General features: G+C 68.7%; 17 protein-coding genes and 1 CRISPR repeat array. Of the genes, 15 read left to right on the top strand and 2 right to left on the bottom strand.

The window, feature by feature from the left end; all coding sequences use genetic code 11:
* Nucleotides 1-69: 69 nt before the first annotated feature.
* Nucleotides 70-2,385: a phosphoenolpyruvate synthase gene (gene ppsA / locus KRR26_RS32060; protein ID WP_120209038.1), complete on the bottom strand. Its 2,316-nt coding sequence runs from the start codon at nucleotides 2,383-2,385 to the stop codon at nucleotides 70-72.
* 152 nt (nucleotides 2,386-2,537) lie between these two features.
* Here ppsA and KRR26_RS32055 point away from each other — a divergent pair, with 152 nt between their 5' ends.
* The 15 genes from KRR26_RS32055 (at nucleotide 2,538) to cas2 (ending at nucleotide 20,457) form a co-directional block, all read left to right on the top strand.
* A complete protein-coding gene (locus KRR26_RS32055) occupies nucleotides 2,538-4,565 on the top strand; it encodes a sensor histidine kinase (RefSeq protein ID WP_217081657.1) in 2,028 nt (675 codons plus the stop codon).
* 34 nt (nucleotides 4,566-4,599) lie between these two features.
* On the top strand, nucleotides 4,600-5,490 hold the full coding sequence (mtgA, locus tag KRR26_RS32050; RefSeq protein ID WP_199723875.1) for a monofunctional biosynthetic peptidoglycan transglycosylase: 891 nt from the start codon (nucleotides 4,600-4,602) through the stop codon (nucleotides 5,488-5,490).
* Nucleotides 5,491-5,675: 185 nt separating this feature from the next.
* Nucleotides 5,676-6,212, top strand: a complete 537-nt coding sequence (locus KRR26_RS32045) for a MarR family winged helix-turn-helix transcriptional regulator (RefSeq protein ID WP_236069398.1) — start codon at nucleotides 5,676-5,678, stop codon at nucleotides 6,210-6,212.
* Complete coding sequence (locus tag KRR26_RS32040) at nucleotides 6,199-8,097, top strand: chloride channel protein (protein WP_120209041.1); 1,899 nt, start codon at nucleotides 6,199-6,201, stop codon at nucleotides 8,095-8,097. Before KRR26_RS32045 ends, KRR26_RS32040 begins: the two co-directional genes overlap by 14 nt.
* Before the next feature lie 13 nt (nucleotides 8,098-8,110).
* A complete protein-coding gene (locus KRR26_RS32035) occupies nucleotides 8,111-9,487 on the top strand; it encodes a DUF2156 domain-containing protein (protein ID WP_328707243.1) in 1,377 nt (458 codons plus the stop codon).
* A 254-nt stretch (nucleotides 9,488-9,741) separates the two neighbouring features.
* Nucleotides 9,742-10,563 (top strand): hypothetical protein, encoded by an 822-nt coding sequence (locus KRR26_RS32030; protein ID WP_120209045.1) that lies wholly within the window; start codon nucleotides 9,742-9,744, stop codon nucleotides 10,561-10,563.
* Nucleotides 10,564-10,657: 94 nt separating this feature from the next.
* Nucleotides 10,658-12,028, top strand: coding sequence for a di-heme oxidoreductase family protein (locus KRR26_RS32025; RefSeq protein WP_217081679.1), 1,371 nt, complete (start codon nucleotides 10,658-10,660; stop codon nucleotides 12,026-12,028).
* An 81-nt stretch (nucleotides 12,029-12,109) separates the two neighbouring features.
* Entirely contained in the window at nucleotides 12,110-12,679 is a 570-nt protein-coding gene (locus KRR26_RS32020) for a hypothetical protein (protein WP_120209048.1), read from the top strand.
* Nucleotides 12,680-12,838: 159 nt separating this feature from the next.
* Nucleotides 12,839-15,091 (top strand): CRISPR-associated endonuclease Cas3'', encoded by a 2,253-nt coding sequence (locus KRR26_RS32015; RefSeq protein WP_217081655.1) that lies wholly within the window; start codon nucleotides 12,839-12,841, stop codon nucleotides 15,089-15,091.
* A 20-nt stretch (nucleotides 15,092-15,111) separates the two neighbouring features.
* Complete coding sequence (gene cas5c / locus KRR26_RS32010) at nucleotides 15,112-15,774, top strand: type I-C CRISPR-associated protein Cas5c (protein ID WP_120209051.1); 663 nt, start codon at nucleotides 15,112-15,114, stop codon at nucleotides 15,772-15,774.
* Nucleotides 15,771-17,516, top strand: coding sequence for a type I-C CRISPR-associated protein Cas8c/Csd1 (gene cas8c / locus KRR26_RS32005; RefSeq protein ID WP_120209053.1), 1,746 nt, complete (start codon nucleotides 15,771-15,773; stop codon nucleotides 17,514-17,516). The genes cas5c and cas8c overlap by 4 nt, the downstream gene beginning before the upstream one ends.
* Before the next feature lie 27 nt (nucleotides 17,517-17,543).
* The gene (gene cas7c / locus KRR26_RS32000) at nucleotides 17,544-18,458 is read left to right on the top strand and encodes a type I-C CRISPR-associated protein Cas7/Csd2 (protein ID WP_217081654.1); all 915 of its coding nucleotides are present in this window, start codon (nucleotides 17,544-17,546) and stop codon (nucleotides 18,456-18,458) included.
* A gap of 3 nt (nucleotides 18,459-18,461) precedes the next feature.
* Nucleotides 18,462-19,100 (top strand): CRISPR-associated protein Cas4, encoded by a 639-nt coding sequence (gene cas4 / locus KRR26_RS31995; protein WP_217081653.1) that lies wholly within the window; start codon nucleotides 18,462-18,464, stop codon nucleotides 19,098-19,100.
* A gap of 26 nt (nucleotides 19,101-19,126) precedes the next feature.
* Nucleotides 19,127-20,161 (top strand): type I-C CRISPR-associated endonuclease Cas1c, encoded by a 1,035-nt coding sequence (cas1c, locus tag KRR26_RS31990; protein WP_217081652.1) that lies wholly within the window; start codon nucleotides 19,127-19,129, stop codon nucleotides 20,159-20,161.
* Nucleotides 20,158-20,457 carry a CRISPR-associated endonuclease Cas2 gene (gene cas2 / locus KRR26_RS31985; protein ID WP_120209056.1) on the top strand — a complete coding sequence of 100 codons (300 nt, stop codon included), beginning with the start codon at nucleotides 20,158-20,160 and terminating at the stop codon, nucleotides 20,455-20,457. Before cas1c ends, cas2 begins: the two co-directional genes overlap by 4 nt.
* 201 nt (nucleotides 20,458-20,658) lie before the next feature.
* Nucleotides 20,659-25,198: direct repeats of the CRISPR family, unit length 37 nt; unit sequence GTCGCTCCTCGTGTCCGCGAGGAGCGTGGGTTGAAAC.
* Nucleotides 25,199-25,233: 35 nt separating this feature from the next.
* Here cas2 and KRR26_RS37880 read toward each other — a convergent pair.
* A partial coding sequence (locus KRR26_RS37880; protein ID WP_217081678.1) for an integrase core domain-containing protein occupies nucleotides 25,234-25,331 on the bottom strand: 98 nt, incomplete at its 5' end.

Raw genomic sequence — 25,331 nt, 5'->3', positions numbered from 1 at the left:
CGCGTCCGGGGCCACCGAGGTGTCCGCCGCTACACGGCGCACCATCCCCTCGGGGCCCCGGGGTGGGGCCTACCGGCGGCGTCGGGGGGACCGGCGCTCGCGCAGGAGCAGGCGCTGTTCGGCGGACGCGATGTTTCGCCGGGTGGCGCTCACGGCGTCCGGCGTGACGGAGATGGAGTCGATGCCCCAGTCCACCAGCGCCTCGGCGTAGTCGGAGTGGACCGAGGGGGCCTGCCCGCAGATGGAGGCCGTCATCCCCGCGCGCTGGGCGGCGCGGATGATGCGACGCAGGGCGTCCAACACGGCGGGGTCCCGCTCGTCGTAGAGCGGGGCGCACCTCGCGCTGTCCCGGTCCACGCCGAGGATGAGCTGGGTCAGGTCATTGGAGCCAATGGACACGCCCGTGGCGCCCAGGCGCGCGTACTCGGGGATCCAATGCACCACGGAGGGGACCTCGGCCATCACCCAGAGCTGGAAGTGCCGCCCGGGGCGCAGGCCGCTCTGGAGCACGAGGTCTCGGCACGCCTCGAACTCCCAGGCGGTGCGCACGAACGGAATCATCAGGTGGAGGTTGTCGGAGCGCGAGCGCACGTCGCGCAGCGCCTCCAGCTCCAGCTTGAAGAGGTCCGGCTCGCTCACGTAGCGGAAGCAGCCCCGGTACCCAATCATCGGGTTGGCCTCGGCGGGCTCGAAGCGCTCACCGCCCTCCAGGCCTCGGAACTCGTTGCTGCGAAAGTCCGTGCTTCGGTAGATGACCGGGCGTGGGTGGAAGGCGCGGGCGATGAGGTCCAGGCCGTGCGACAGCCGCTCCACGAAGGCCCGGGACTGGCCGCGCTCCAACAGCAGGCGCGGGTGCTTGCCCTCCAGCGCCTCCAGCAGCAGGAACTCGGCGCGCAAGAGTCCCACGCCGTCCACGGGCAGCGCGCTGACTTCCTCCGCGCGCGAGGCCTCGCCCAGGTTGACGTACAGGCGCGTGCCGGTGACGGGCTCCACGCCCGAGGAGGCCGGGGCCGCGCGTGGGGCCCTCGACGCCTCGGTGGCGCCCGCGCGGATGGTGCCGGTGCGCCCGTCCACCGTCACCACCGTGCCGTCGCGCAGCGCGGACGTGGCGGTGTGCGTGCCCACCACGCAGGGCAGGCCCAGCTCGCGTGACACGATGGCCGCGTGGCTCGTCATGCCGCCGCTGTCCGTCACGATGGCCGAGGCGCGCCGCATGAAGGGCACCCAGTCCGGCGTGGTCATGCCCGTCACCAGCACTTCGCCGGCTTCCAACTTCGGGCCCTCGTCGGGCGTGTGCAGCACGCGCACGCGTCCGCTGCCAGTGCTGGGGCTGGCGCCGAGCCCGCGCAGCAGCACCTCGCCGCCGCTCGACTTCGCGTCGGTGGGGTGTGCCGCCCCTTCCGCGGGCGCGCGCGGGCCCTTCGTGGTGACGGGCCGCGTCTGCACCAGATAGGTGTGGCCCTCCTCGATGGCGAACTCCAGGTCCTGCGGCCGGCCGTAGTGCTTCTCGGCGCGGAGGCCCAGCCGGGCGAGGGTGCGCGCTTCGTCCTCGGAGAGGCACGCGGCGTCGGCGCGCTCGGGCGGCACGGGGCGCATGCGCGTGACGCCGCTGTCCCGGTCGCGCACCAGCTCGCGCTCCTTGTGGGATACGACGCGCTCCTTCACGGCGAGGTCGCGCTTGTCGAGCACGACGCGGTCCGGCTCCACCTGCCCCGACACCACGGTCTCGCCCAGGCCCCACGCGGTCTCGATGACGACGCGCCCGGTGTCGCCCGAGGTGGGGTCCAGCGTGAACATGACGCCGGACTTCTCCGACGCCACCATCTTCTGGACGACGACGGCCACGAGCTGCTCGGTGGCGCCGAGCCCCTGCTTCGCGCGATAGAAGAGGACGCGCGCGCCAAAGGCCGAGGCCCAGCAGTCCTGCACGCGACGCAGCAGCTCCTCCGCGCCGCGCACGTTGAGGTGGCTGCGGAACATGCCCGCGAACGAGGACTGGGCCGCGTCCTCCACGGTGGCGGACGAGCGCGCCGCGACCCAGGGCGACGCGCCCGAGTTCACCTTGCGGCCCAGCTCCGCGTAGGCCTCCACGATGGCCGTGCGCACGGCGGCGGGCATGGGCGCGCGCCGCACGCGGGACTGGAGCGTCTCCGCGGCGGCGTGGAGCGCGGCGGCATCATCCACGGGCAGCGCGTTCAGCTCGGAGCCGAGCGCCTCGCCCAGGCCGTTCTCGTGCACGAAGGTGCGGAAGGCCTCCACGGTGACGACGAAGCCCGGGGGGACGGGCAGGCCCGCGTGGGTCATCTCTCCCAGGTTGGCGCCCTTGCCTCCCACGGTGGGGGTGTCCCGGCGTCCCAGCGCTTCGAACCAGGCGATGAACCTCATGGCGGACCTCCCCGGCGGTGTCGCCCGCAAGGGATGGGGATGCGCGCGGCACGCCACAAGCGAGGCGGCGCCCGAGGTGGGGGTGGGTCGCCGGCCTGCCCTGCCAGAGCCTCCCCAGGAGACGGGGCATAGGTTGGAGCGGAGGAGGTGGCATGGAGGTCATGCCCGGCGCATCCCGGGTGAGGGCCGCGCTGGGAGCGACCTGGGGCCGTGCCCTCGTCCTGGGCGTCGCCTTTCTCGCCTTGCAGCGAATCAGCGCGCGCTTCCTCTTCGAGCCCCTGCGCGGCTCGGCGGTGTGGCTGCCCGCCGGGGTGAGCCTTGCCTTCCTGCTGCGCTCGCCCCTCCGCATGTGGGCGGCGCTTCTGGGCGCGGTGCTGGGGGTGGAGCTGGGCATCGCCGTGGTGCAGGGCTTCCCCGTGCAGGTGGGCTTGCTGTGGGGCCTGGGCAATGCGCTGCGCATGGGCCTGGGCGCGGCGCTGATGCGTCAGGTGCTGGGCACTCCCGTGCTGCTCATCCGGGTGCGTGAAGTGGCGGGCTTGCTGGTGCTGGGCTCGCTCGTCGCGGCGTTGCCGAGCGCGACGCTGGGCGCGCTCGCGTCCGTGCAATGGTTGCAGTCCCCGTCGTTCTGGCGCGAGTGGGTGAGCTGGTGGCTCAGTGACGCGCTGGGCACCGTGCTGGTCGCGCCCGTGTTGCTGACCTGGTGGCCGTTGCGCTCGCGCGTGCCCTGGCGGGTCTCGGGGACGGAGGCGGGCCTGGTGGTTGGCGTGGCGGTGTTCGTGACGGCGTTCCTGTTCCGTCAGCCCGTGAGTTCGTCCTCGCAGGGCATCCTCGCCACGCTGCCCTACGCGGCGTTCCCCGTCGTCATCACCGCCGCGCTGCGCATGGGCCCCCGCGGCGCGGCGACCGTGGCCGCGATGATGGGCTCCATCGCCATCTGGTACACCAGCCAGGGACTGGGGCCCTTTGGCACGCTCATCGTGGACAACAATGAGCAGGTGCTGTCCGTGCAGACGTTCCTCGCGGTGTTGACGTTGTCGGGGTTGACGCTCGCGGCGGTCGCGGCCGAGCGCAGGCGGGCCGAGAACGCGCAGCGCGTCCTGGCGCAGGCCGGCGCGGTCCTGGGCGAGTCGCTCGACTGGCGGGGCACGCTGCCGCGCGTGGTGGCGCTGCTGGTACCGGAGCTGTGTGACGGGGCCGCGCTCTGGCTGATGCGACCGGACCGGACGATGGAGCCGCTCGCGAGCGCGGGGACGTGCTCCGCGCGCCCTCCCGAGCCGGCGTCGTCGGGGGCCCTGCGCGCGTGGCAGGGACCGGGTGGCTCGGGGTTGGTGGCGCCGATGTGGACGGGCGGGCAGGTGGTGGGCGCGCTGACGCTGTGCACGGGGCCCGCGTCCGCCCCCTTGGGGCAAGGGGCGCGCGCGCTGGCGGAGGACCTGGCGCGCCGCTGCGCTCATGCGTTGGAGCGCGCGCGGCTGTTCGACGAGGCCCGCGAGGCCATCGCCGCGCGGGACGAGTTCATCGCCATCGCCGCGCATGAGATGCGCACGCCGCTGGCCGCGCTGACGCTGCGGGTGCACGGGATGGAGTCACGGTTGAGGCGGCCGGATGTTCCGGACGAGGTGCGAGACAAGGTGCACCTCCTGGCGCGGCAGGTGTCCCGGCTCACGCAGTTGGTGGAGAACCTGTTGGACGTGGGGCGCATCAACACCGGGCGGCTGGAGCTGCGACGCGAGCCGATGGACCTGTCCGAGCTGGTGCTGGAGGTGGTGGAGCGCTTCCGCGACGCGGCGGCGCGGGCGGGCTGTGAGCTGCGCGCGTCGGTGATGCCTCGGCTCATGGGGACGTGGGACCGGGCGCGGCTGGAGCAGGCGCTCACCAACCTGCTGTCCAACGCCATCAAGTTCGGCGCGGGGCAGCCGGTGGACGTGTCCCTGGCGCGCGAGGGGGAGCGTCGCGCGCGGCTTCGCGTGTGTGACCACGGCATCGGCGTGCCGGAGGACGCGCTGGAGCGCATCTTCGGGCGGTTCGAGCGCGCCGTGTCCTCGCGGCGATATGGCGGCCTGGGGCTGGGTCTCTTCCTCACCCGGCAGATCGCCGAGGCGCATGGCGGCACGGTGTCAGCGAGCAGCCAGCCGGGCCAGGGCGCGTGTTTTGTCTTGGAGTTACCGCTCGAATCGTGACGAGGCGGGAGGGAGGCGCTAGAGACAAGCCCCGATGGCCACCTCGCCCCCGGCGCGCCGGTCCAAGCCGGATTCTCGCCCTCCTTCCCAGGTCACCACCCGCAAGACGCGGACGGTGCGCCGTCGCGCGGGGACGCGCTGGGGTCGCTGGCTGATGCTGGCGCTCGTGGTGGGGTTGGGCTTCGGCGCGTACGCCTACCTCGCCTTGCCCGAGGCGACGTGGCTGGCCACGCAGAACCCGAAGACGACGGCGCTCATCGAGCAGCGCGCGGAGGAGGCTCGCGAGGAAGGGAAGAAGGCGCGCCGCCGCCAGCAGTGGGTGCCCCTGTCCTCCATCGCGAAGCACGCGGTGGACGCGGTCGTCATCTCCGAGGACGCCAGCTTCTATCTGCACGACGGGGTGGACACGGTGGAGCTGGCCCGCGCCGTGGAGGAGTCGGTCCGCAAGCACAAGCTGGGACGGGGCGCCTCCACCATCACGCAGCAGCTCGCCAAGAACCTCTGGCTGTCCACGGACCGCAGCCTCTGGCGAAAGGGCAAGGAGCTGGTGCTGGCACGGCGGCTGGAGGACGCGCTCACCAAGAAGCGCATCCTCACGCTGTACCTGAACGTCGTGGAGTGGGGGAACGGCGTCTATGGCATCGAGGCAGGCGCGCGGGAGCACTTCGGTGTGTCCGCGGCGCAGGTCTCCGTGGCCCAGGCCGCCATCCTCGCCGCCATGTTGCCCGCGCCGCGCAAGCGCTCGCCGAGCTCCGGCTCACCCGCGCTGTGGCGTCACGCGCAGCGCATCGTGACGCAGCTGGAGACGGTCCGTCGCATCACGCACGCGCAGGCCGAGGAAGCGCACGCCGAAGTGGACCGCCTCCTGGGCCGCGCGCCGGCTGGAGCCGGTGACGCGGAGGAGCCCGTCGAGGAAGAAGGCTGAGCGCGGTTCGGCTCGGTCGCGGCGCTCCCACTGTCCAGGATGCATCACGAGGTCCGGTGGCTTCCCTGCGGGGAGCCAGCAGCTGGCCTAACGCCCCACCGTCCAGAAGCCCCGCGTCAGGCTGTGCGTGCCCGCACTCCGGCTTGCGACGTGAATTGCCGGCGCGTACCTTCCGCGCCTGACATATGGGCTCCCATACAAAGCGGACCGAGGACCCCGCCGAGGTGCGCGCCGTGATGGATGGCGTGCGGCGGCTGGTGAGGCTGTTGCGCGTCTCCGCGCGGGCATCGGAGCGGCTGGTGGGCATCAGCGGCGCGCAGCTCTTCGTGCTCCAGCAATTGGCGGAGGGCGGGCCGTGCTCCATCAACGACCTGGCCGCGCGAACGCTCACGCACCAAAGCAGCGTGTCCGTGGTGGTGACGAAGCTCATCGAGCAAGGGCTCGCGAGCCGTGGCGCCTCCGCCGAGGACGGCCGTCGGGTGGAGGTGTCCCTGACGCCCGCCGGACGGGCCGTGGTGCGAGAGGCCCCGCCGATGGCGCAGGCCCGCCTCATCACCGGGCTGCGCGCCCTGGACCCCGCCACGCGCGAGGGGCTGGCGCGCGGGCTTGCGGCATGGGTGTCCGAACTGGGCCTGGAGGGTGACGAGGCCCCGCTCTTCTTTGAAGACGAGCCCCGTGCGCGGGGCAAGAGGACACGAGGTTCATCCGATGAAGAGGCCTGAGCAGGAGCGGGTGGAGGAAGGTCACGGAGAAGGCCCCGAGGCGCGGGCGCGCTTGCCGGTCGCGCCCTCCATGGGGCCCACGCTGGCGGAGCAACGCTGGCCTCGGTCCGTCGAGCCCGTGGATGGCCGCGTGGTGTTCATCAGCGGCATGGCGGTGCTGTTGGCCCTCGCGGCGGGGCTGGTGGCCCAGGGACTGGGCGCCCTCATCCACCTGTTCACGAACATCGCCTTCTTCGGGCGCCTGTCGACGGAGAACCTGTCTCCCGCGGACCACGCGCTCGGCCCGTGGGTCATCGGCGTGCCGGTGGTGGGCGCGGTGATTGTGGGCTTCATGGCCCGCTACGGCTCGCGCGCCATCCGAGGCCACGGCATCCCCGAGGCCATGGAGCAGGTGCTCTACAACCAGAGCCGCATCCCGCCGCGCATGACGTTCCTCAAGCCGCTGTCCGCCGCGGTCGCCATCGGCACGGGCGGACCGTTCGGCGCCGAGGGGCCCATCATCGCCACGGGCGGCGCGCTGGGCTCGCTCCTGGGGCAGTTGCTGCGCGTGACGGCGGATGAGCGCAAGGCGCTCCTGGCCGCGGGCGCGGCGGCGGGCATGGCGGCGACGTTCGGCGCGCCGGTGTCGGCCGTGCTGCTCGCGGTGGAGTTGCTGCTGTTCGAGTACCGGCCGCGCTCGGTCATCCCCGTGGCGTTGGCCACGGCGACGGCCACGGGGGTGCGCATGGCCTTCGTGGGCGGCGCGCCGGCGTTCGCCATGCCGGACCTGGTGGCGCCGTCGGGGTCCGCGCTGGCGTTCTACATCGTCATGGGCGCCGTGGTGGGTCTGGCCTCCATGGGCGCCACCAAGGCGGTGTATGCGATTGAAGACGCGTTCGAGAAGCTGCCGCTGCACTGGATGTGGTGGCCGGCGCTGGGCGCGGTGGTGGTGGGCGCGGTGGGCTACTTCTCCCCGCGCACGTTGGGCGTGGGCTACACCAACATCGAGGACATCCTCTCGGGGCGCTTCGTGGGTGCGGCGATGCTGCTGTTCTGCGTGATGAAGTTCGTGTCCTGGTCCATCGCGCTGGGCAGCGGCACGTCCGGCGGCACGCTGGCGCCCCTCTTCACCCTGGGCGGCGGACTGGGCTCGGGGCTGGGGCTCTTGGCCACGCGGGTCGCGCCGCAACTGGGCGTGGACGTGCGCATCGCCGCGCTGGTGGGCATGGCGGCCATCTTCGCGGGCGCCTCGCGCGCGCTCCTGGCCTCCGTCGTCTTCGCCTTCGAGACCACGCGTCAGCCCATGGGCCTCCTGCCGCTCCTCGGCGGGTGCTCGGCGGCGTACCTCGTGTCATCGCTGCTGATGCGCCACTCCATCATGACGGAGAAGCTGGCGCGGCGAGGTGGTCGCGTCCTCACCGAGTACGGCGTGGATCCGCTGAGTCAGGCGCTGGTGAAGGACCACGCCGCGCGCCAGGTGGTGACGCTGGCCTCCGAGCGGACCTTGGAGGACGTGCGCGCGTGGCTCGGCTCGGGCGCGGAGGGCACCCGGCACCAGGGCTTCCCCGTGGTGGCGCCCGACGGCGCGCTGCTGGGCGTCGTCACGCGGCGGGACTTGCTGGATGGCGCGGCGACCGACGGCAGGCGGGTGGGGGAGCTGCTGAAGCGCCCGCTGGCGGTGGCCTTCGAGGACAGCTCGCTGCGCGAGGCGGCGGACCTCATGGTGGAGGAGGGCGTGGGCCGCCTGCCCGTGGTGTGCCGAGACGCCCCCACGCGCGTGGTGGGCATCGTCACCCGCAGCGACTTGTTGTCCGCGCATCGGCAGCGACTGGAGAATGCGCGGCGGGTGGAGCAGGGCCTGCGGCCCACGCGCCAACTGGCGCCGCGCGCGTCGCACGCGGGCTGAGGAGTCGCATCTCGTGGAGGACGCCATTCCATCCGGGCCGGACGGCGAGCGCGCCCGGGTGTTGTCCCTGCTGCGCCAGTACGGCTGGAACGCGACGTCGTTCCAGGTGCTCCAGCCCGGCTTCGCGTATTGGTTCGACGCGGCGGGGGACGGGTGCGTCGCCTACGTGGACACGGGCGGCGCGTGGGTGGCGGCCGGCGCGCCCATCGCCTCGCACGAACGGGTGCGCGAGGTGGCGCTCGAGTTCCAGCAGGCAGCGCGAGGCGCGGGCCGGCGCGTGTGCTTCTTCGCCACCGAGCCCCGCTTCGCGGAGCTGACCTCGGTGGAGCAGCTCTCCGTGGGTGAGCAGCCCGTGTGGGACCCCGCGCGATGGGAGGGCGTGGTGCGGGGCAGCCGGAGCCTGCGCGAGCAGCTGCGCCGCGCCCGCGCCCACCGCGTCACCGTGCGCGAGGTCCCCGCCGAGGTGATGGAGGACGCGGCGCACCCCACGCATCGCGCGGTGGGGGCACTGATGGAGCGCTGGCTGGCGGCGCGGCGCATGGCCCCCATGGGCTTCCTGGTGCGGCTGGCGCCCTCGGCGTTCGCGCGGGAGCGGCGCGCCTTCGTGGCCGAGGTGGACGGGCAGGTCCGAGGCTTCCTGTCCGTGTCGCCGGTGTACGCGCGCGATGGCTGGTTCCTCCAGGACCTGCTGCGAGACCCGAGCGCGCCCAACGGCACGGTGGAGCTGCTGGTGGACGCAGCGATGCGCGCGGCGGCCTCGGAAGGGCGCCGCTATGTGACGTTGGGGTTGGCGCCGCTGGCGGGCCCGGTGCGCCCGTGGCTGCGGCTGGCGCGGGCCTGCGGCCGTCCCCTGTTCGACTTCGAGGGCCTGCACGCGTTCAAGGCGAAGTTCCGGCCGGACGCGTGGGTGCCCATCTCGTTGTCCTACCCTCCTGGTGGGAGCGGCCCCCTGGCGGTGTACGACGCGCTGCGAGCCTTCGCGCAGGGCAGCCTCGTGCTCTTCGGCCTGGCCACCCTGGTGCGCCGGCCGCGCCTGCTCGTGCACCTGTTGGCGGCGCTGCTCGTGCCCTGGACGGCGCTGCTGGCCCTGCCGGTGAGTGCGCGCTGGTTCCCCTCCGAGTCCGTGCAGTGGGGTTGGGTGTTCTTCGATATCGGGTTGGCCGCGGGGTTGTTCGCGCTCGTGCGCCGCTGGAGTGACCGGCTGGCGACCGCGTTGGGTGGGCTGACGGCGGCGGATGCGTGCCTGACCTTCCTTCAGGCCGCGGTCTTCAACGCCGCCCGCGCGCGAGGGCCTGGGGACTGGCTGGTCATCGTCGCGTCGGTGCTCGCGCCCGCCACTGCGTCCGGGCTGCTCTTCCGCTCGCGCGACCTGCGTCTGCCCGGCCGGTAGCGCCTCGGACGGGGTCTGTAACGAGACATGATACAGGCCCGCATGGGATTGAGACGGGCCGTGCCACACGCGCCCGAGACATCCACGCCTGTCTCACTCGGGAGCGCGTGTCTCGGCGTGTGTTTCACGGCTTGGCGCGAACAGTGCAGTGAAGAATCGCGACCGCCTGATGAGAAACGCGAGCCACTGGGGGGCAGGGCTCACGGTTCTCGTGGGGCGGGGACGCTGGTTCTTCTCTCACCAAGAGGTATGACATGCAGTGGAAGCTGACCGGCCGCCTGATGACCGCGGCCATCCTGTCTCTGGCCGCGGGTTGTCAGGCAGGCCCCGACGATGCCACCGCCGCCAACCCCGAGCTCGCGAACCAGGAGGCCAAGGCCGAGTCCTCCTGCGTCCAGCGGTTCGATGGTGTCTCTCATTGCGCGCTGGGCAAGGCGAGCGTGACCGCGTCCGAGAAGGGCGTGCAGGTCATGGGGCTCGCGAGCGCCCGGGCCGACGGCGTCTCCAGCAACTTCGCCAAGGCCGTGCGCTGGTCCCAGACGTCCCAGGTTCGCCTCGGGGGTGACCAGGCCGCGCTGACCCTGGCCGCCCGCTCGGGTGACCAGGTGGTCAGCAGCCTCCAGGTCGTCCAGGGCAAGGTGAAGGGCGAGGCGCTGCTGAAGCCTGTCTTCACGGGTGGCCCGGGCGGCTCGGGCTACATCATGAATGTCTATCACAACGGCACGCTGACGGGCACGACCAGCCAGCCGGCCGGGATGGTCATCACCTTCACCAACTGGCGGGACTTCCTCAACTGGATGGCCATGCAGACGGACTTCTACCAGTTCGACGTGGACTTCCACTCCATCTCCAACCACGGCAAGGGCGCCATCGGGGCTTGCGCCTGGAGCGTGAAGACGGCCGAGCAGCCCTTCACGGTGAACATCGACGGCAAGGACATCGTCGGCGACGAGGTCGAGTTCATCGAGACCATCGCCCTGGGTGCCTATCCCTACCAGAGCTTCACGGGCATCGATGTGCGCGGCTCGTCCGGTGACATGAACATCACCAGCGAGTACGTCACGGCGGCTCGGTAATCCCAGTCATCGCGGTCTGAAGTCCCGAGGCGCCGGGCAGGGGGGAGTCCTGCCCGGTGCCTCATGTCTGTTCATTCCCGGGAGGAACGTCGTGATGCGAGCCGCTGGGTGTGTGGGATTGCTCGCGCTGTGGGTGGGCGCGGCGGGCTGCCGTTCCGACGTGCTCGACCTGGGCGATATCCGCGCCTCGGTCGAGGAGGGCGAGGCGCTCCTGGGCGGTGCCACCACGGTGGAGGACACGGGCCGCAACTCCTTCGGTCGCTCGCCCATGAACCTGGACCCGGCCCGGTGGCCCTCGTTCTACGTGGGCAAGGGTGTCTTCGAACGAGACTGGAGCGAGCCCCGCTTCGCGCCCATCCCGGTGGGGCCGCTCTTCAGCGCGTCCTCCTGCATGACGTGCCACGTGAAGGATGGGCGTGGGCGCCCTCCCGCCGAGGCCACCGAGCGGCCCGTCTCCCTGGTGTTTCAATTGAGCGCGCCCATGGGGGCGCTGCCCCACGAGCGATACGGCGGACAGCTCGACTCGCGAGCCGTGGAGGGCCAGGCCGCGGAGGGGTGGGTCGCGGTGACCTGGGACACACGCTCCGGTGCGTTCGCCACAGGTGAGTCCTATTCGCTCACCTCGCCACGCTATCGCTTCATGGACATGGCTCAGGGCGCGCTGGAAGAAGGCACGCGGTTCTCGCCGCGGGTCGCGCCCGCCAATCCTGGCTTGGGCTTGCTGGAGGCCATCCCCGAGGAGACGCTCCTGGCGCGAGCCGACCCCGACGACGCGGACGGGGATGGGATCTCGGGGCGGCCGAACTGGGTGGAGGATGTCACCGAGCACCGGCCGCTCCTGGGGCGCTTCGGCTGGAAGGCGAACCAACCGACGCTGCGTCAGCAAGTGGCGCACGCGCTGCTGGCGGACATGGGGATGACCACGACGCTCTATCCGCGCGAGCAAGGACACCGTGACGGCGTGGACGCGGAGGGCCCCGAGGTGTCCGCCGAGGACCTGGAGCGCCTGCTCTTCTACACGCGCCTCCTGGCGGTCCCGAGGCGCCGGGACGAAGGCGCGCCGAATGTCTTGCGTGGCAAGGCGGTGTTCCGGGCGCTGCGATGCTCGGGTTGCCATGTGGATACGCCGGTGATGACCGGCGACGTGGATGGCTTTCCCGAGGTGTCGAGACAGTCCATTCGCCCATTCACGGACCTGCTGCTCCACGACATGGGCGAGGGGCTCGCGGATGGACGTCCGGATGGCGAGGCTTCGGGGAGCGAGTGGCGCACGCCGCCGCTGTGGGGCATCGGGCTCACCGAGGCCGTGAGTGGACACACGCGCTTCCTGCACGACGGCCGGGCGCGAACCCTGGAGGAGGCCGTGCTCTGGCATGGCGGCGAAGCGGCGAAGTCGCGAGACATGTATGTCCGTCTGTCTCGTGAGGACCGGAGCGCGCTGTTGGCGTTCCTGGGCTCGCTGTGAACGTTCGATATGCCTGGAGCATTGCGCCGTTCATGTCTTGGGACCCCGTCGCCAGCTCAGTGGGTCCTGGGAGCAGGGGACATGACGCGAAGGCTCGGGGTGCTCGGGGGTGTGGTGTTGGCGCTGGGGTTGGTGGGGTGCGCCAATGACCGGAAGATGCTCAAGGAGCGCACGAGCAGCCTCGTCGTGTATCACCAGGAGCCCGCCCAGGTGATGCATGCGGCGGAGAAGGTCCTGTCGGCGCAAGGCTATTCCTTGCTGCCGAGCACGGACCCCTTCCTGCTCCACACGCCCTGGAAGATGAGCGGAAGCCACGACATGGGCGTGCGTTGGTCGAAAGCCGTCATCCAAGGGTATCCGCTGAAGCGCGGTGGGATGGTGGTGCGCGCCTACAACATCACCGCGTTCTCCTTCGCCCGCCAACAATCCCTGCCCAACTTCCCGAGCTCCGGCCTGAACACGTCAACGGACGTGGCGAACCTGGGGCCGCAGGAGCTCATCGCGGTGGAGCCCGGCATTCCGCGCTCGGCGCACCCGACGCTCAATCGCTCCCTGGAGACCGAGTGGGAGATTCTCGAGGAGCTGGAGCCTCGGTTCACCGCGGCCGTGGACCGCGAGGTCGACCGCTACGTCGCCGCCCGTGAACACTGAGGGGGATGGCAAGCGGAATGTCGAGTTGATGACAGACACTCTGTGTCTGGGGTCTGAGCGGCCCACTCTGAGTCGAAGCTGACGTTCTCGACATACCTCTCCGAAGGGATTGGCCTTCGTGGTTCGTCATGGCTGACTGTCTTCAGCGCGGGAGGGCGCATGAAGAGCCGTCAGCCAGACACGGGGGCAGGGGAACGACCGCGAGCGAAGCCGCCGGACGAGCCGCTCGCGCACGCGACGTGGGATGGGCGCTTCCACTCGCTGCGGGAGCACCTCGAGGCGGTGGGGACGTTGGCGGCCCGCCTGGCGCCTCGACAGGACCTCGCGGACGCGGCGCGAGCGGTGGGCCTCTGGCACGACCTGGGGAAGTACCTCCGGGACTTCCAGTTCCGCATCCGCAGTGAGAACGGCTTCGAAGCGCACCTGGAGAAAGAGGGGGAGCTGGAGCGCGACCACTCGACCGCGGGTGGCTTGTGGGCGCTGCGCCGGGATGCGCGGTGGATGCCGCTCGCGCTGGCGATTCTGGGGCACCACGCCGGGCTGTCGGACCTGCCGAAATTCAAGGCGCGCATCACCAGCCCGGAGAAGAAAGCCCTGTTGGAGGAGGTGCTGAGGCAGGGGGTGCCCGCGGATCTGCTGAACGCCTCGGTCAACCTCGACATCCAGAAGCTGCTGTCGTTCAACAAGCTCCAACTGGAGATGTGGACGCGGATGCTGTTCTCCGTGCTCTGCGATGCGGACTTCCTGGACTCGGAGTCGTTCTTCGATTCGGACAGGCACGAGAAGCGCAAGGTGGAGGTGACCCTTGCTCAGCTCGCGAACCGGCTGCGCGCATACCTGGATGAGAAGCAGAGTGGCGCGCGCGACACGGAGGTCAATCGTGTGCGGCGCGAGGTCCTGACCGCCACGCTCTCGGCGGCGGTGCAGCCTCCGGGCGTCTTCAGCCTCACGGTGCCCACGGGAGGCGGGAAGACCCTCACGTCCATGGCCTTCGCGCTGGAGCACGCCCAGGCGCACGGCCATCATCGCGTCATCGTCGCCATCCCCTACACCTCCATCATCGAGCAGAGCGCGGAGGTCTACCGGCAGGCCTTCGCGGGACTGGAGCAGGGGCTGATCGAGCACCACTCCGCGATCGACCCCGAGCGTGAGACGGCGCTCAACCGCGTGGCGAGCGACAACTGGGATGCGCCTGTGGTGGTGACCACCACGGTGCAGCTCCTGGAGAGCCTGTTCGCGAACCGGCCCGGAGCCTGTCGCAAACTGCATCGCATTGCTCGCAGCGTCATCGTGCTCGACGAGGCGCAGACCCTGCCACCGGGACTGCTGGATCCGATTCTGAGTGGGCTCCAGGCGCTCGTGGCGGACTACGGATGCTCGGTTGTCATCTCCACCGCGACCCAACCGGCGCTGGGGCAACGGGCGGGACTCCCACTCGGATTTCCTCACGTGAGGGAGTTGGTGCCCACGGAGCTGAGGGCCTTCGAGCGGCTGCGGCGCGTGAGGGTCTCCTGGCCGAAGGCCGAAGCCGGAAAGATGACCTACGAGGCCTTGGCGGAGGCGATGGCGGGGGAGCGCGACGTCCTGGCCATCGTGCACCGCCGCGATGATGCGCGGCGGCTGTGTGAGCTCGTGGATGCGCGGCTGGGACATCAGGGGACCGTGCACTTGTCCGCGCTCATGTGCCCCGCGCATCGCTCCGCGGTGATTGCGGACATCAAGGCCCGCAAGGCGCGCGGAGAGGCCGTGCGTGTCGTGGCGACCCAGTTGGTGGAGGCCGGAGTCGACCTGGACTTCGCCGTTGTCTATCGCGCGCTGGGCGGGCTCGACTCGATTGCGCAGGCGGCGGGGCGCTGCAATCGCGAAGGTCTGCTCGACGGAGTGGGAGAGCTGCGCGTCTTCGAGGCGGAGACTCGACCACCCCGAGGCGTCCCGCAGGCGGCCCAGGATGTGACCCGCTCGCTCCTCGCGCAGCGGCCGGACCTGGACCTTTCTGCTCCTGAGAACTTCCGCCTCTACTTCGAGCGGCTCTTTGCGAACCAGAAGCTCGATGCGAAGGGCATCCAGGAGCTGAGAGCGAATCTCTCCTTCAAGGAAGTGGCGCAGCGATTCCAACTCGTCGAGGACGACTGGAGCGCCGCGCTGGTGGTCCCTTACGAAGGTGTCGAGCCTCACATCGAGGCGCTGCGACAGTTCGGTCCGTCCCGAGAGCGGCTGCGTGCCTTGCAACGCTTCACGGTGACCGTGCCACGCAAGGTCCGTGAGGAATGGCTGACGGGCGGCATGGTGGAGCTCATCCAGGACACGGTGGCGTTCCTGGGGACGGCACACCGGCCCGCCTATGGCGAGCGTTTTGGTTTGGTCCCGGACCAGGTGGGGCTGCGTGACCCGTCGTCCCTCATTCCCGCTTGAGAACACTTCAGGAGGCAGTGATGAGAGCCGCTGCAAGCAAGCGGTTTCGTGTGCGCGCCGGAGGGCCCATTGCGTGCTTCACGAGACCCGAGATGAAGGCCGAGCGCGTCAGCTACGAAGTCATGACGCCCTCGGCGGCCCGGGGTGTCCTGGAGGCCATTTTGTGGAAGCCAGCGATTCGCTGGCACATCCATGAGATCGCCGTGCTGGCGCCGGTGAAGTGGACCACGTTCCGCCGCAACGAGGTGAACAGCCGAGCCACGGTGGGGAAATTCGACTACGCGGCGGATGAAGACCGAGCCCAGCGCAACACCGTGGCGCTGAGCGACGTGGACTACGTCATCACGGCGTCGCTGACGATGGTCCCGGGCAAGGCAGGCCCCGAGGACAACGTCCGCAAGTTCGAGGAGATGTTCGAGCGGCGCTTGGAGAAAGGGCAGTATTTCCACGCGCCCTATCTGGGCTGCCGCGAGTTCGCCGCACGCGTCGAGCCAGCACCGCTCGACCTGCACCCCGCCGAGTCCGAACCCAAGCGCCCGCTGGGCCTGATGTTCTACGACTTCGATTTCGGTGATGGCGGAGCGGCTGTGCGCCCGGTCTTCTTCGAGGCGTATCTGGAGCACGGCGTGCTGAAGGTGCCGCCCCGCGAGCAAGTGATCGCGCTCGAAGGGAGCCACCCATGATGCTCGCGGCGCTCAATGTGTTCGCCCACGCGCGCGGACTCGTGGATGACCCGCTGTACGAGACCAAGCCCGTGGACTTCCTGGTCCGCATCAGTTCGCAGGGGAAGTTCATCAAGCTGGAGTCGCGACAGGACGAGGATGGGCGTGGCGCGCCCATGTCCATCCCACGCCTGCCGATGCGCGCCGCCAACATCGCGGCGGGCTTCTTCGTGGACAACCCCAAGTACGTCCTAGGCTTCGACAAGGATGATGGTGGCGCGGGGAACAAGGCCAAGCGCGCGGAGAAGACCGCTGCTCGCCTCGCGGCTTTCCTCGCCCCAGTCCGGGCGGTGGCCGCCAGCGCGAAGAGTCCCGAGGTTCGAGCCGTCGCGGCCTTTCTGGAGAGCGACGAGGCGCGAGGTGCGGTGCTTGCGGAGCGCCCCCAGGACGAATGGACGGGCTCGGAGTTGCTGGCCTTCGCGGTGGGCGACGCGACGGATCCGGTTCATCAATTGCCCACCGTCCGTGAGGAGTGGGCACGGATCAATGATGAGAAGAAGGCCCAAGGGAAGACAGGGCGCTGCCTGGTGACGGGGAGGGAGGCGGTCCTCGCCCGCCTTCATGAGAAGCTCAAGAACGTCCCTGAAGCGCAGGCGGCCGGGGCCTCGCTGGTGTCCTTCAATGCCAAGGCCTTCGAGTCCCATGGTTTGGAGCAAGGGGACAATGCCCCCATCTCACAGGATGCGGCGCTCGGCTATGCGTTGGCGCTCAATCACCTCCTGAAGGGGACGGAGTCGCGCCGCTTCCGTCAGGGCATCCAGGTGGGGAAGGACTCGGTGCTGGTGTTCTGGACGAACGCGTCCGAGAGCGCGGAGAGCCTCCTGCTCAGCTACATGGATCCCACCGAAGAGGATCTGCGGCGGGTGCTCGAAGCGCCGCTCAAGGGCCTGGAGTCCATCGAGTTGGATGACAAGCGATTCTACTCGGTCACCCTCGCTGGCAACGCGGGCCGCGTCGTGGTGCGCGACTGGTTCGAGACGCGCCTGGGAGACGTGGTCAGGAACATCCGAAAGTACTTCACGGATTTGCACGTGGGGAACACACCCCCGAAGCCTGTCCCCGTCTGGAGGCTCCTCAGTGCGATTGAGGCGCCAGGGGGACGCGGCCTCACGCCTGATGTGGCCACGCGCATGCTGGGGGCCGCGCTCCTGGGGCATGCCCTTCCCCGACAGGTCCTGGTCTCCGCGCTGGACCGCCTGCGCCTGCCGCCAGGCAAACCCGAGTTGGAGCGCGAGCAACTGCGGCTGCGCGTCGCGCTCATCAAGGCCTATCTGCTGCGCTTGCGACGAGACAACACCACTCTCTTGGAGGTCACCGTGTCATTGGACAAGACCCAAACGGCGCAGCCCTATGTCCTGGGCCGCCTCTTCGCCGTGCTGGAACGGCTGCAATCCGCCGCGCTCGGAGGTGACCTGAACGCCACCATCCGAGACCGCTATTTCGGCGCCGCATCGCGCAATCCCATCACGGTGTTCCCTCGCCTGTTGCAGCTGGCGGTGCACCACGCCGCCAAGGCGGACAACGGCAAGTGGTTGGAGCGAGTCCAAGGCGAGGTCATGGCGCTGCTTCCGGCCAATCGCTTCCCGCGCATCCTCTCGCTCGAGGACCAGGGGCTGTTCGCGGTCGGCTACTACCATCAGCGTGAAGCCTTTTTCACCAAGCGCTCGCCCACGGAGGGCGGCGCTCCCCCCTCTGAATCCTGACTTCCACTCGCCTCCTGAGGAATGACCATGAACGAGCTCAAGAACCGCTACGACTTCGTGCTGCTGTTCGACGTGCAGGATGGAAACCCGAATGGCGATCCGGACGCGGGGAACCTGCCGCGCATCGACCCGGAGACGGGGCATGGATTGGTGACGGATGTCTGCCTCAAGCGCAAGGTGCGCAACTTCATCCAGCTCACCCAGGGCGGGAAGGAGGGCCTGGACATCTTCGTCAAGGAGAAGGCCATCCTCAATGTGACCATCGCGAAGGCCTACGAGGCGCTGAAGGTCAACCTGAACGAGAAGCCGGAGAATGCCGAGGACGGCAAGAAGCGCAATGACAAGGGCACGGCCCAGGGGTCCGAGGTGGTCAAGGGCCGCGATTGGATGTGCAAGACCTTCTTCGATGTGCGCGCCTTTGGTGCCGTGATGTCCACGGGAGCGAATGCCGGCCAGGTACGGGGCCCGGTGCAGCTCACCTTCGCCCGCTCGGTGGAGCCCATCGTCTCGCTGGAGCACTCCATCACGCGCATGGCCGTGGCCACCGAAGGGGAGGCGGAGAAGCAGGGCGGTGACAACCGCACCATGGGACGTAAGAACATCGTGCCCTACGGGCTCTATCGCGCCCACGGCTTCATCTCTCCGCATCTGGCGCGTCAGACGCGGTTCGCGATGGCGGACGTGGACCTGCTCTTCAAGTCCTTCGAGCACATCTTCGAACTGGACCGCAGCGCCGCGCGGGGGCTCATGTCCATGCGGCAGGTCATCGTGTTCAAGCACGCCTCCGACCTGGGGAACGCGCCGGCCCACATGTTGTTCGACCGAGTGAGCGTGAAGCCCCAGCATGAGGGCCGGCCGGCGCGTGCCTACTCCGACTACGTGGTCTCGGTGGACAAGGCGGGGTTGCCCGCGGGCATCGAGGTCATGAACTTGATGGGCTGAGTCATGGAGCGAGACACGTGGGTGACGCTGTCTGCTTTGCAGCACCTGCTGTTCTGTGAGCGGCAGGCGGCGCTCATCCACGTGGAGCGAATCTGGCTGGAGGACTTGCTGACCGCATCGGGGAGGCTGCTGCACGAGCGCGTGGACCTGCCGGGGCACGACGCCCGGCGCACGAGTCGGGTGGAGCGCGCGGTACTCCTGGGCTCGGACCGGCTGCGAGTGGCAGGGCGTGCGGACCTCGTCGAGTATCTGCGCGACGCGACGACCCCCTCGGGATGGCGGCCGTATCCGGTGGAGGTCAAGCACCGCCGGAGGAAGTTGCTCGACGCGGACCGGGTTCAGCTCTGCGCGCAGGCGCTGTGCCTGGAAGAGATGCACGGAGTCGAGGTCCCCGAAGGAGCCATCTTCTCGGGCGTGGAGCACCGGCGCCACGTCGTCCTCTTCGACGCGGCCTTGAGGCGCCTCACCGAGGATTCCATCGAGCGGATGCACATCCTGCTACGCACCCAGTCCGTGCCCACTGCCGCGCGCGCCCCGAAATGTGATGGCTGCTCCTTGGAGCCAAGATGCCTGCCGCAAGTCACCGCGGGCCAGAAGCGAGTCCGCGACTACTTGAGGCAGCGAGTGACCGCGGAGTCCTGAGCCTGCCCAAGAAGGAGTGAGTGACCGTGACGACTGCGCTCAACACCTTGTTCATCACCGTGGAAGGGACCCGACTGAACAAGGAGGGGGAATGCGTGGTCGTCACCGTCCAGGACGAAAAGAAGGCAGAGGTGCCCCTGCGCCATCTGCGCTCCGTGGTGTGCCTGTCGCGCGCCTGGCTCACGCCCGAGTTGATGGAGAGCTGGATTGAATCCGGAATCCACGTCTCCTTCTTTGGAGTGACGGGGCGATTCCTGGCGAGGGTCGAGGGTGTTCCCGGAGGCAATGTCTTGCTGCGAAGGCAGCAGTTCCGGGCGGCGGATGACGCCGCGCGGACCTTGGAGTTGGCGCGGGCCATCGTGATTGGAAAGGTGTCGAACGCGAGGCAGTTCATCCTCCATGCCCGGCGTGACGCAGAGCCCGTGCACGCCGCGGAGCTTGCGGAGACCGCGAACCGATTGGCGATACACCTGAGAGCCTTGGAGCCGGTGTCGGAGCTGGACGCGCTGCGCGGAGTGGAGGGCATTGCGGCGCGGGACTACTTCGAGGCGTTCCCCGCACTGTTGAAGAAGGGGGGTGCGGAGGGCTTCTCGTTCGAGGGACGGAACCGGCGTCCTCCGAGAGACCCCATGAACGCCTTGCTTTCGTTTGGATATGCGCTGCTGTTGCAGGACTGCGCGGGCGCTTTGTCTGGCGTTGGGTTGGATCCCGCCGTGGGGTTCTTGCACGAGGAGCGGCCGGGTCGCCTGTCACTGGCCTTGGACTTGATGGAGGAGTTCCGAGCGCCCGTGGTGGATCGCCTCGTCTTCTCGCTGGTCAATCGCGGACAGGTCAAGCCCGAGGACTTTCGGACGGAGTTCGCGGGGGCGGTGCTGCTGCGGGACGAGGCGCGCAAGGCGTTCCTGGTGGCGTACCAGACCGCGAAGCAAGCGAAGGTGCGTCACGGGTTCCTGGAGCAGGAGACGACGTGGGGGCTGGCGCCGCATCTGCAGGCGCTGCTGCTCGCGCGTACGGTGCGCGGGGAGCTGGACGCCTATCCACCGTTCGCCGTGCACGGATGAAGAAGCTCACGGTCTTGATTTGCTATGACGTGCGCGTGTCGGACTCGGAGGGGCCGCGGCGCCTGAGGCGCATCGCGAGAGCCTGTCGGGACCACGGCGTGCGGGTCCAGTTTTCCGTGTTCGAGTGTGTCCTGGAACCGAAGGACTGGGTGGTGCTCCGAGCGCGGCTGTTGAGCGAGTTCGACGCCGCCGGTGACAGCCTGCGGTTCTACTTCCTGGGCGCGGACACGGCGAAGCGTACCGAGCACCACGGTGTCCGGCTGCCGCTGGATGTCGAGGGGCCGCTCATCCTCTAGACTGCACGGCTGCCGATGGCGCGCGCGCGAACCTCCGCCGGTGCGGGGTTCGTCGAGCGTTCGCGCTCATTGAAATCAACAATAGTCGTCAGGGGTTACAGGGGAGTGGAGCCCTATTCCCGGAGCGCAGCGGCCTCGAAAATGGAGGTTCGCGGAAACCGGCCCAATTCGTCAGTAATTACGGTAAGTTAGTCGGGCAGAGTCGCTCCTCGTGTCCGCGAGGAGCGTGGGTTGAAACCGCTGACCGCGTGGTGACGAGATGGTGACCGCAGGCGGTCGCTCCTCGTGTCCGCGAGGAGCGTGGGTTGAAACTGGGCCGTGTTAGCATCAACAACAAGGACCTTGGTCGCTCCTCGTGTCCGCGAGGAGCGTGGGTTGAAACAAAACACTGGTGAATCAGGTCTTGATACCACGACGGTCGCTCCTCGTGTCCGCGAGGAGCGTGGGTTGAAACGTGCCGGTGGACATCATCACCAGCGATGGGCCGCGTCGCTCCTCGTGTCCGCGAGGAGCGTGGGTTGAAACGCGCGAACCGGCAACCCCTCGTAACCACTCGCGGTCGCTCCTCGTGTCCGCGAGGAGCGTGGGTTGAAACCGACTTCGTCCGCATGGTGTGGGACCGCGATGAGTCGCTCCTCGTGTCCGCGAGGAGCGTGGGTTGAAACGACGAGAATCTGCTGCGTCGACTCCAGGTGACGTGTCGCTCCTCGTGTCCGCGAGGAGCGTGGGTTGAAACTTCAAGAAGTTGGGTCGGGTGGTGAAGAAGGTCGTCGCTCCTCGTGTCCGCGAGGAGCGTGGGTTGAAACCTGTTTGGATTGGGCGCCCCGGCACCGGTAGCGGTCGCTCCTCGTGTCCGCGAGGAGCGTGGGTTGAAACCGTATCTACACCGCGCGCCTTGCTGCTGACGTGGTCGCTCCTCGTGTCCGCGAGGAGCGTGGGTTGAAACGCCCAGGCAGCTCCGTAGTTGATCAGTCCCGCCGGTCGCTCCTCGTGTCCGCGAGGAGCGTGGGTTGAAACCCCGCCGTGCTCTCACGCCTGGAGGCTGCGGAGTCGCTCCTCGTGTCCGCGAGGAGCGTGGGTTGAAACCAGGAGCGGGTGGGGTGGGAGTCGAACCCACAAGTCGCTCCTCGTGTCCGCGAGGAGCGTGGGTTGAAACCGATTCAGCTCCCACTGGAGCGCGCGCACAAGGCGGTCGCTCCTCGTGTCCGCGAGGAGCGTGGGTTGAAACGCCATGTCGTAGGGCGCGCCATCCAGCACGCCGTCGCTCCTCGTGTCCGCGAGGAGCGTGGGTTGAAACGATAATGCCCCCCAGCCATTGCGTGAGGAGACGTCGCTCCTCGTGTCCGCGAGGAGCGTGGGTTGAAACTGAAGGATTTTTGGATTCTGGTGGTTGCGGTTGGTCGCTCCTCGTGTCCGCGAGGAGCGTGGGTTGAAACCGTCCTTGCGGTTGTAGGTCTCCCCACCGCGAACGTCGCTCCTCGTGTCCGCGAGGAGCGTGGGTTGAAACACCCTATCCTCGTGGTGGACTGGGGTGGCCATGGTCGCTCCTCGTGTCCGCGAGGAGCGTGGGTTGAAACGCACACCACTCCGGGGCCGCGAAAATCTCGGGGTCGCTCCTCGTGTCCGCGAGGAGCGTGGGTTGAAACTGCGTCGCCTCCACGCTGCCGGCGGGCATGCGCGTCGCTCCTCGTGTCCGCGAGGAGCGTGGGTTGAAACAGGAGCTCCAGCGCGAGCAGCGCGCGGCCCTGGCGTCGCTCCTCGTGTCCGCGAGGAGCGTGGGTTGAAACCACCACCTCAGCCGAAGAGGGGAGGGTGCTCGTCGCTCCTCGTGTCCGCGAGGAGCGTGGGTTGAAACCGCACGAGGGCGATGAAGGTCAGGTGGGCGGTCTCGTCGCTCCTCGTGTCCGCGAGGAGCGTGGGTTGAAACTCCACGCCCGACGACGCGTCGGGATCCCGCCAGAGTCGCTCCTCGTGTCCGCGAGGAGCGTGGGTTGAAACCGTGTGTCGGGCGATGCTTGGTGGGTCGAGAGGTCGCTCCTCGTGTCCGCGAGGAGCGTGGGTTGAAACCCTGGGGCCGCTCCGGCCATCGCTGCACCGGCTGGTCGCTCCTCGTGTCCGCGAGGAGCGTGGGTTGAAACTGCTTGCGATATGCGCAAGCTGCCTTGTCCCAGTCGCTCCTCGTGTCCGCGAGGAGCGTGGGTTGAAACAGCATCACGCCACTCCGACACGCTCTGTCCGCCCGTCGCTCCTCGTGTCCGCGAGGAGCGTGGGTTGAAACTCTCTCCCGCTGCGCGCCCGCGCGCTCTCCTCGGTCGCTCCTCGTGTCCGCGAGGAGCGTGGGTTGAAACCAGGCGGAGCACCAGCTCCGTTCTGAGCTTCATGGTCGCTCCTCGTGTCCGCGAGGAGCGTGGGTTGAAACGCTCACCTGTCGGCGGCGACGCGTGCGGCGGGTGGTCGCTCCTCGTGTCCGCGAGGAGCGTGGGTTGAAACCGGGTCCACGAGTGCGGACCCCTCTCGCATCGTCGCTCCTCGTGTCCGCGAGGAGCGTGGGTTGAAACGCGGTCCTGAGTCAGAACGCCCTGGACGCGAAGGGTGTCGCTCCTCGTGTCCGCGAGGAGCGTGGGTTGAAACGCACGAGGGAGGCCGCATGACGACGTGGCTGGTGTCGCTCCTCGTGTCCGCGAGGAGCGTGGGTTGAAACACTGCCAACACGCCGTCCTCAACCAAGAGCCGGAGTCGCTCCTCGTGTCCGCGAGGAGCGTGGGTTGAAACCAGACACGAAACCCAACCCAAAGAAAACCAAGGTCGCTCCTCGTGTCCGCGAGGAGCGTGGGTTGAAACTCGATGATGCGGGCCGCATAGGGGTCCGCGCGGTCGCTCCTCGTGTCCGCGAGGAGCGTGGGTTGAAACCGCGAGTTGACCAGGAGCGGCTCCGCGCGCTCCAGTCGCTCCTCGTGTCCGCGAGGAGCGTGGCTTGAAACTTCGCGTGGGCCGGCCGCGGCTGCTGGGTCAGGTCGCTCCTCGTGTCCGCGAGGAGCGTGGGTTGAAACGACTTGCGGTGTAGTGCGTAGGCGCGACGCGGTCGCTCCTCGTGTCCGCGAGGAGCGTGGGTTGAACCGCTGGGCGAGGCATGGGCAACAGCAACGCGGCTCGTCGCTCCTCGTGTCCGCGAGGAGCGTGGGTTGAAACACATGTCGGCAATGGATCGTGTCGCGGAGCATGGTCGCTCCTCGTGTCCGCGAGGAGCGTGGGTTGAAACGCCCATGGGACGTGGTGAAACAGGAGCCGGTTGAGTCGCTCCTCGTGTCCGCGAGGAGCGTGGGTTGAAACTGGATTGCTCCTCCTGCGTAGTGCGCCGGCCGGTCGCTCCTCGTGTCCGCGAGGAGCGTGGGTTGAAACGTGAGACGTCTTCCTGCGTCTCGCGCTCGGCGGGTCGCTCCTCGTGTCCGCGAGGAGCGTGGGTTGAAACGTCACTCGAGGCCTCCAGTCTCAGCGCCGGCCCAGTCGCTCCTCGTGTCCGCGAGGAGCGTGGGTTGAAACTCACGACGGCCGGTATCAGCGCCCTCACTTTGGTCGCTCCTCGTGTCCGCGAGGAGCGTGGGTTGAAACGAGGTCATCGCGTTTGCGCTGGAGGACGCCACCAGTCGCTCCTCGTGTCCGCGAGGAGCGTGGGTTGAAACTCCTCCTTTGGACCACCAAGGACGGTGAGCAGCAGTCGCTCCTCGTGTCCGCGAGGAGCGTGGGTTGAAACCATCGCTTTCGAGCAGAGCCGGACAACGGTCCTCAGTCGCTCCTCGTGTCCGAGAGGAGCGTGGGTTGAAACAGGCAGGGTGCACGGTCGAGGTGGCATGGAGGTCGCTCCTCGTGTCCGAGAGGAGCGTGGGTTGAAACCACGTGCGGCGCGAGGCTCGGCCGCACCACGTAGTCGCTCCTCGTGTCCGAGAGGAGCGTGGGTTGAAACTTACGCACGGGCGGTTCTCAAGATTCGGGGAGCGTCGCTCCTCGTGTCCGAGAGGAGCGTGGGTTGAAACGCGGTTGGTGCGCTGAGTGACGATGGCCGAGCGGGTCGCTCCTCGTGTCCGAGAGGAGCGTGGGTTGAAACTGAAAGTGCTGCTTGTGTCTCCCCTCTCGCTCTAGTCGCTCCTCGTGTCCGAGAGGAGCGTGGGTTGAAACCGCGAGATCCTGCCATATCTGCGTGAGCGCCCGGGTCGCTCCTCGTGTCCGAGAGGAGCGTGGGTTGAAACATGGGCACGCACACAATCGACTCGACCTCGCGCGGTCGCTCCTCGTGTCCGAGAGGAGCGTGGGTTGAAACTCCGCGCAGCGCCCTGAGCGCTCTTGGTCGGGTGGTCGCTCCTCGTGTCCGAGAGGAGCGTGGGTTGAAACTTCGGGGTGCGCTTCTTCTTCGTGGTCTCGGTCAGTCGCTCCTCGTGTCCGAGAGGAGCGTGGGTTGAAACTTCGCAGCGACGACAACAGGCGCGGGCGCTTCGGTCGCTCCTCGTGTCCGAGAGGAGCGTGGGTTGAAACGCGTCGTACTTGCTCGTGAAGTACCGGCTGTGGGGGTCGCTCCTCGTGTCCGAAAGGAGCGTGGGTTGAAACTACGTTTTGGCGCAAGTCGGTGATTCTCGGGCGCCGTCGCTCCTCGTGTCCGATAGGAGCGTGGGTTGAAACCACACCACGTCCGTCCACTCGATGTTGGTGTCAGTCGCTCCTCGTGTCCGCGAGGAGCGTGGGTTGAAACTGGTTCTGGAGTTGCCCCCGTCAAATCGGACACGGTCAGAGGGGTGATGCTGCTCTTCGGTACTCGATGGGGGAACGCATCTTCAGGCCCTTGTGAGGGTGCACGTGATTGTAGTCGTCGAACCACGTGGGCA

Origin of the sequence: Citreicoccus inhibens, from assembly GCF_019039035.1 — a bacterium.
Lineage (GTDB): Bacteria > Myxococcota > Myxococcia > Myxococcales > Myxococcaceae > Citreicoccus > Citreicoccus inhibens.
The sequence above is the reverse complement of the archived record's forward strand: the minus strand, read 5'-3'. Positions and strand labels throughout refer to the sequence as shown.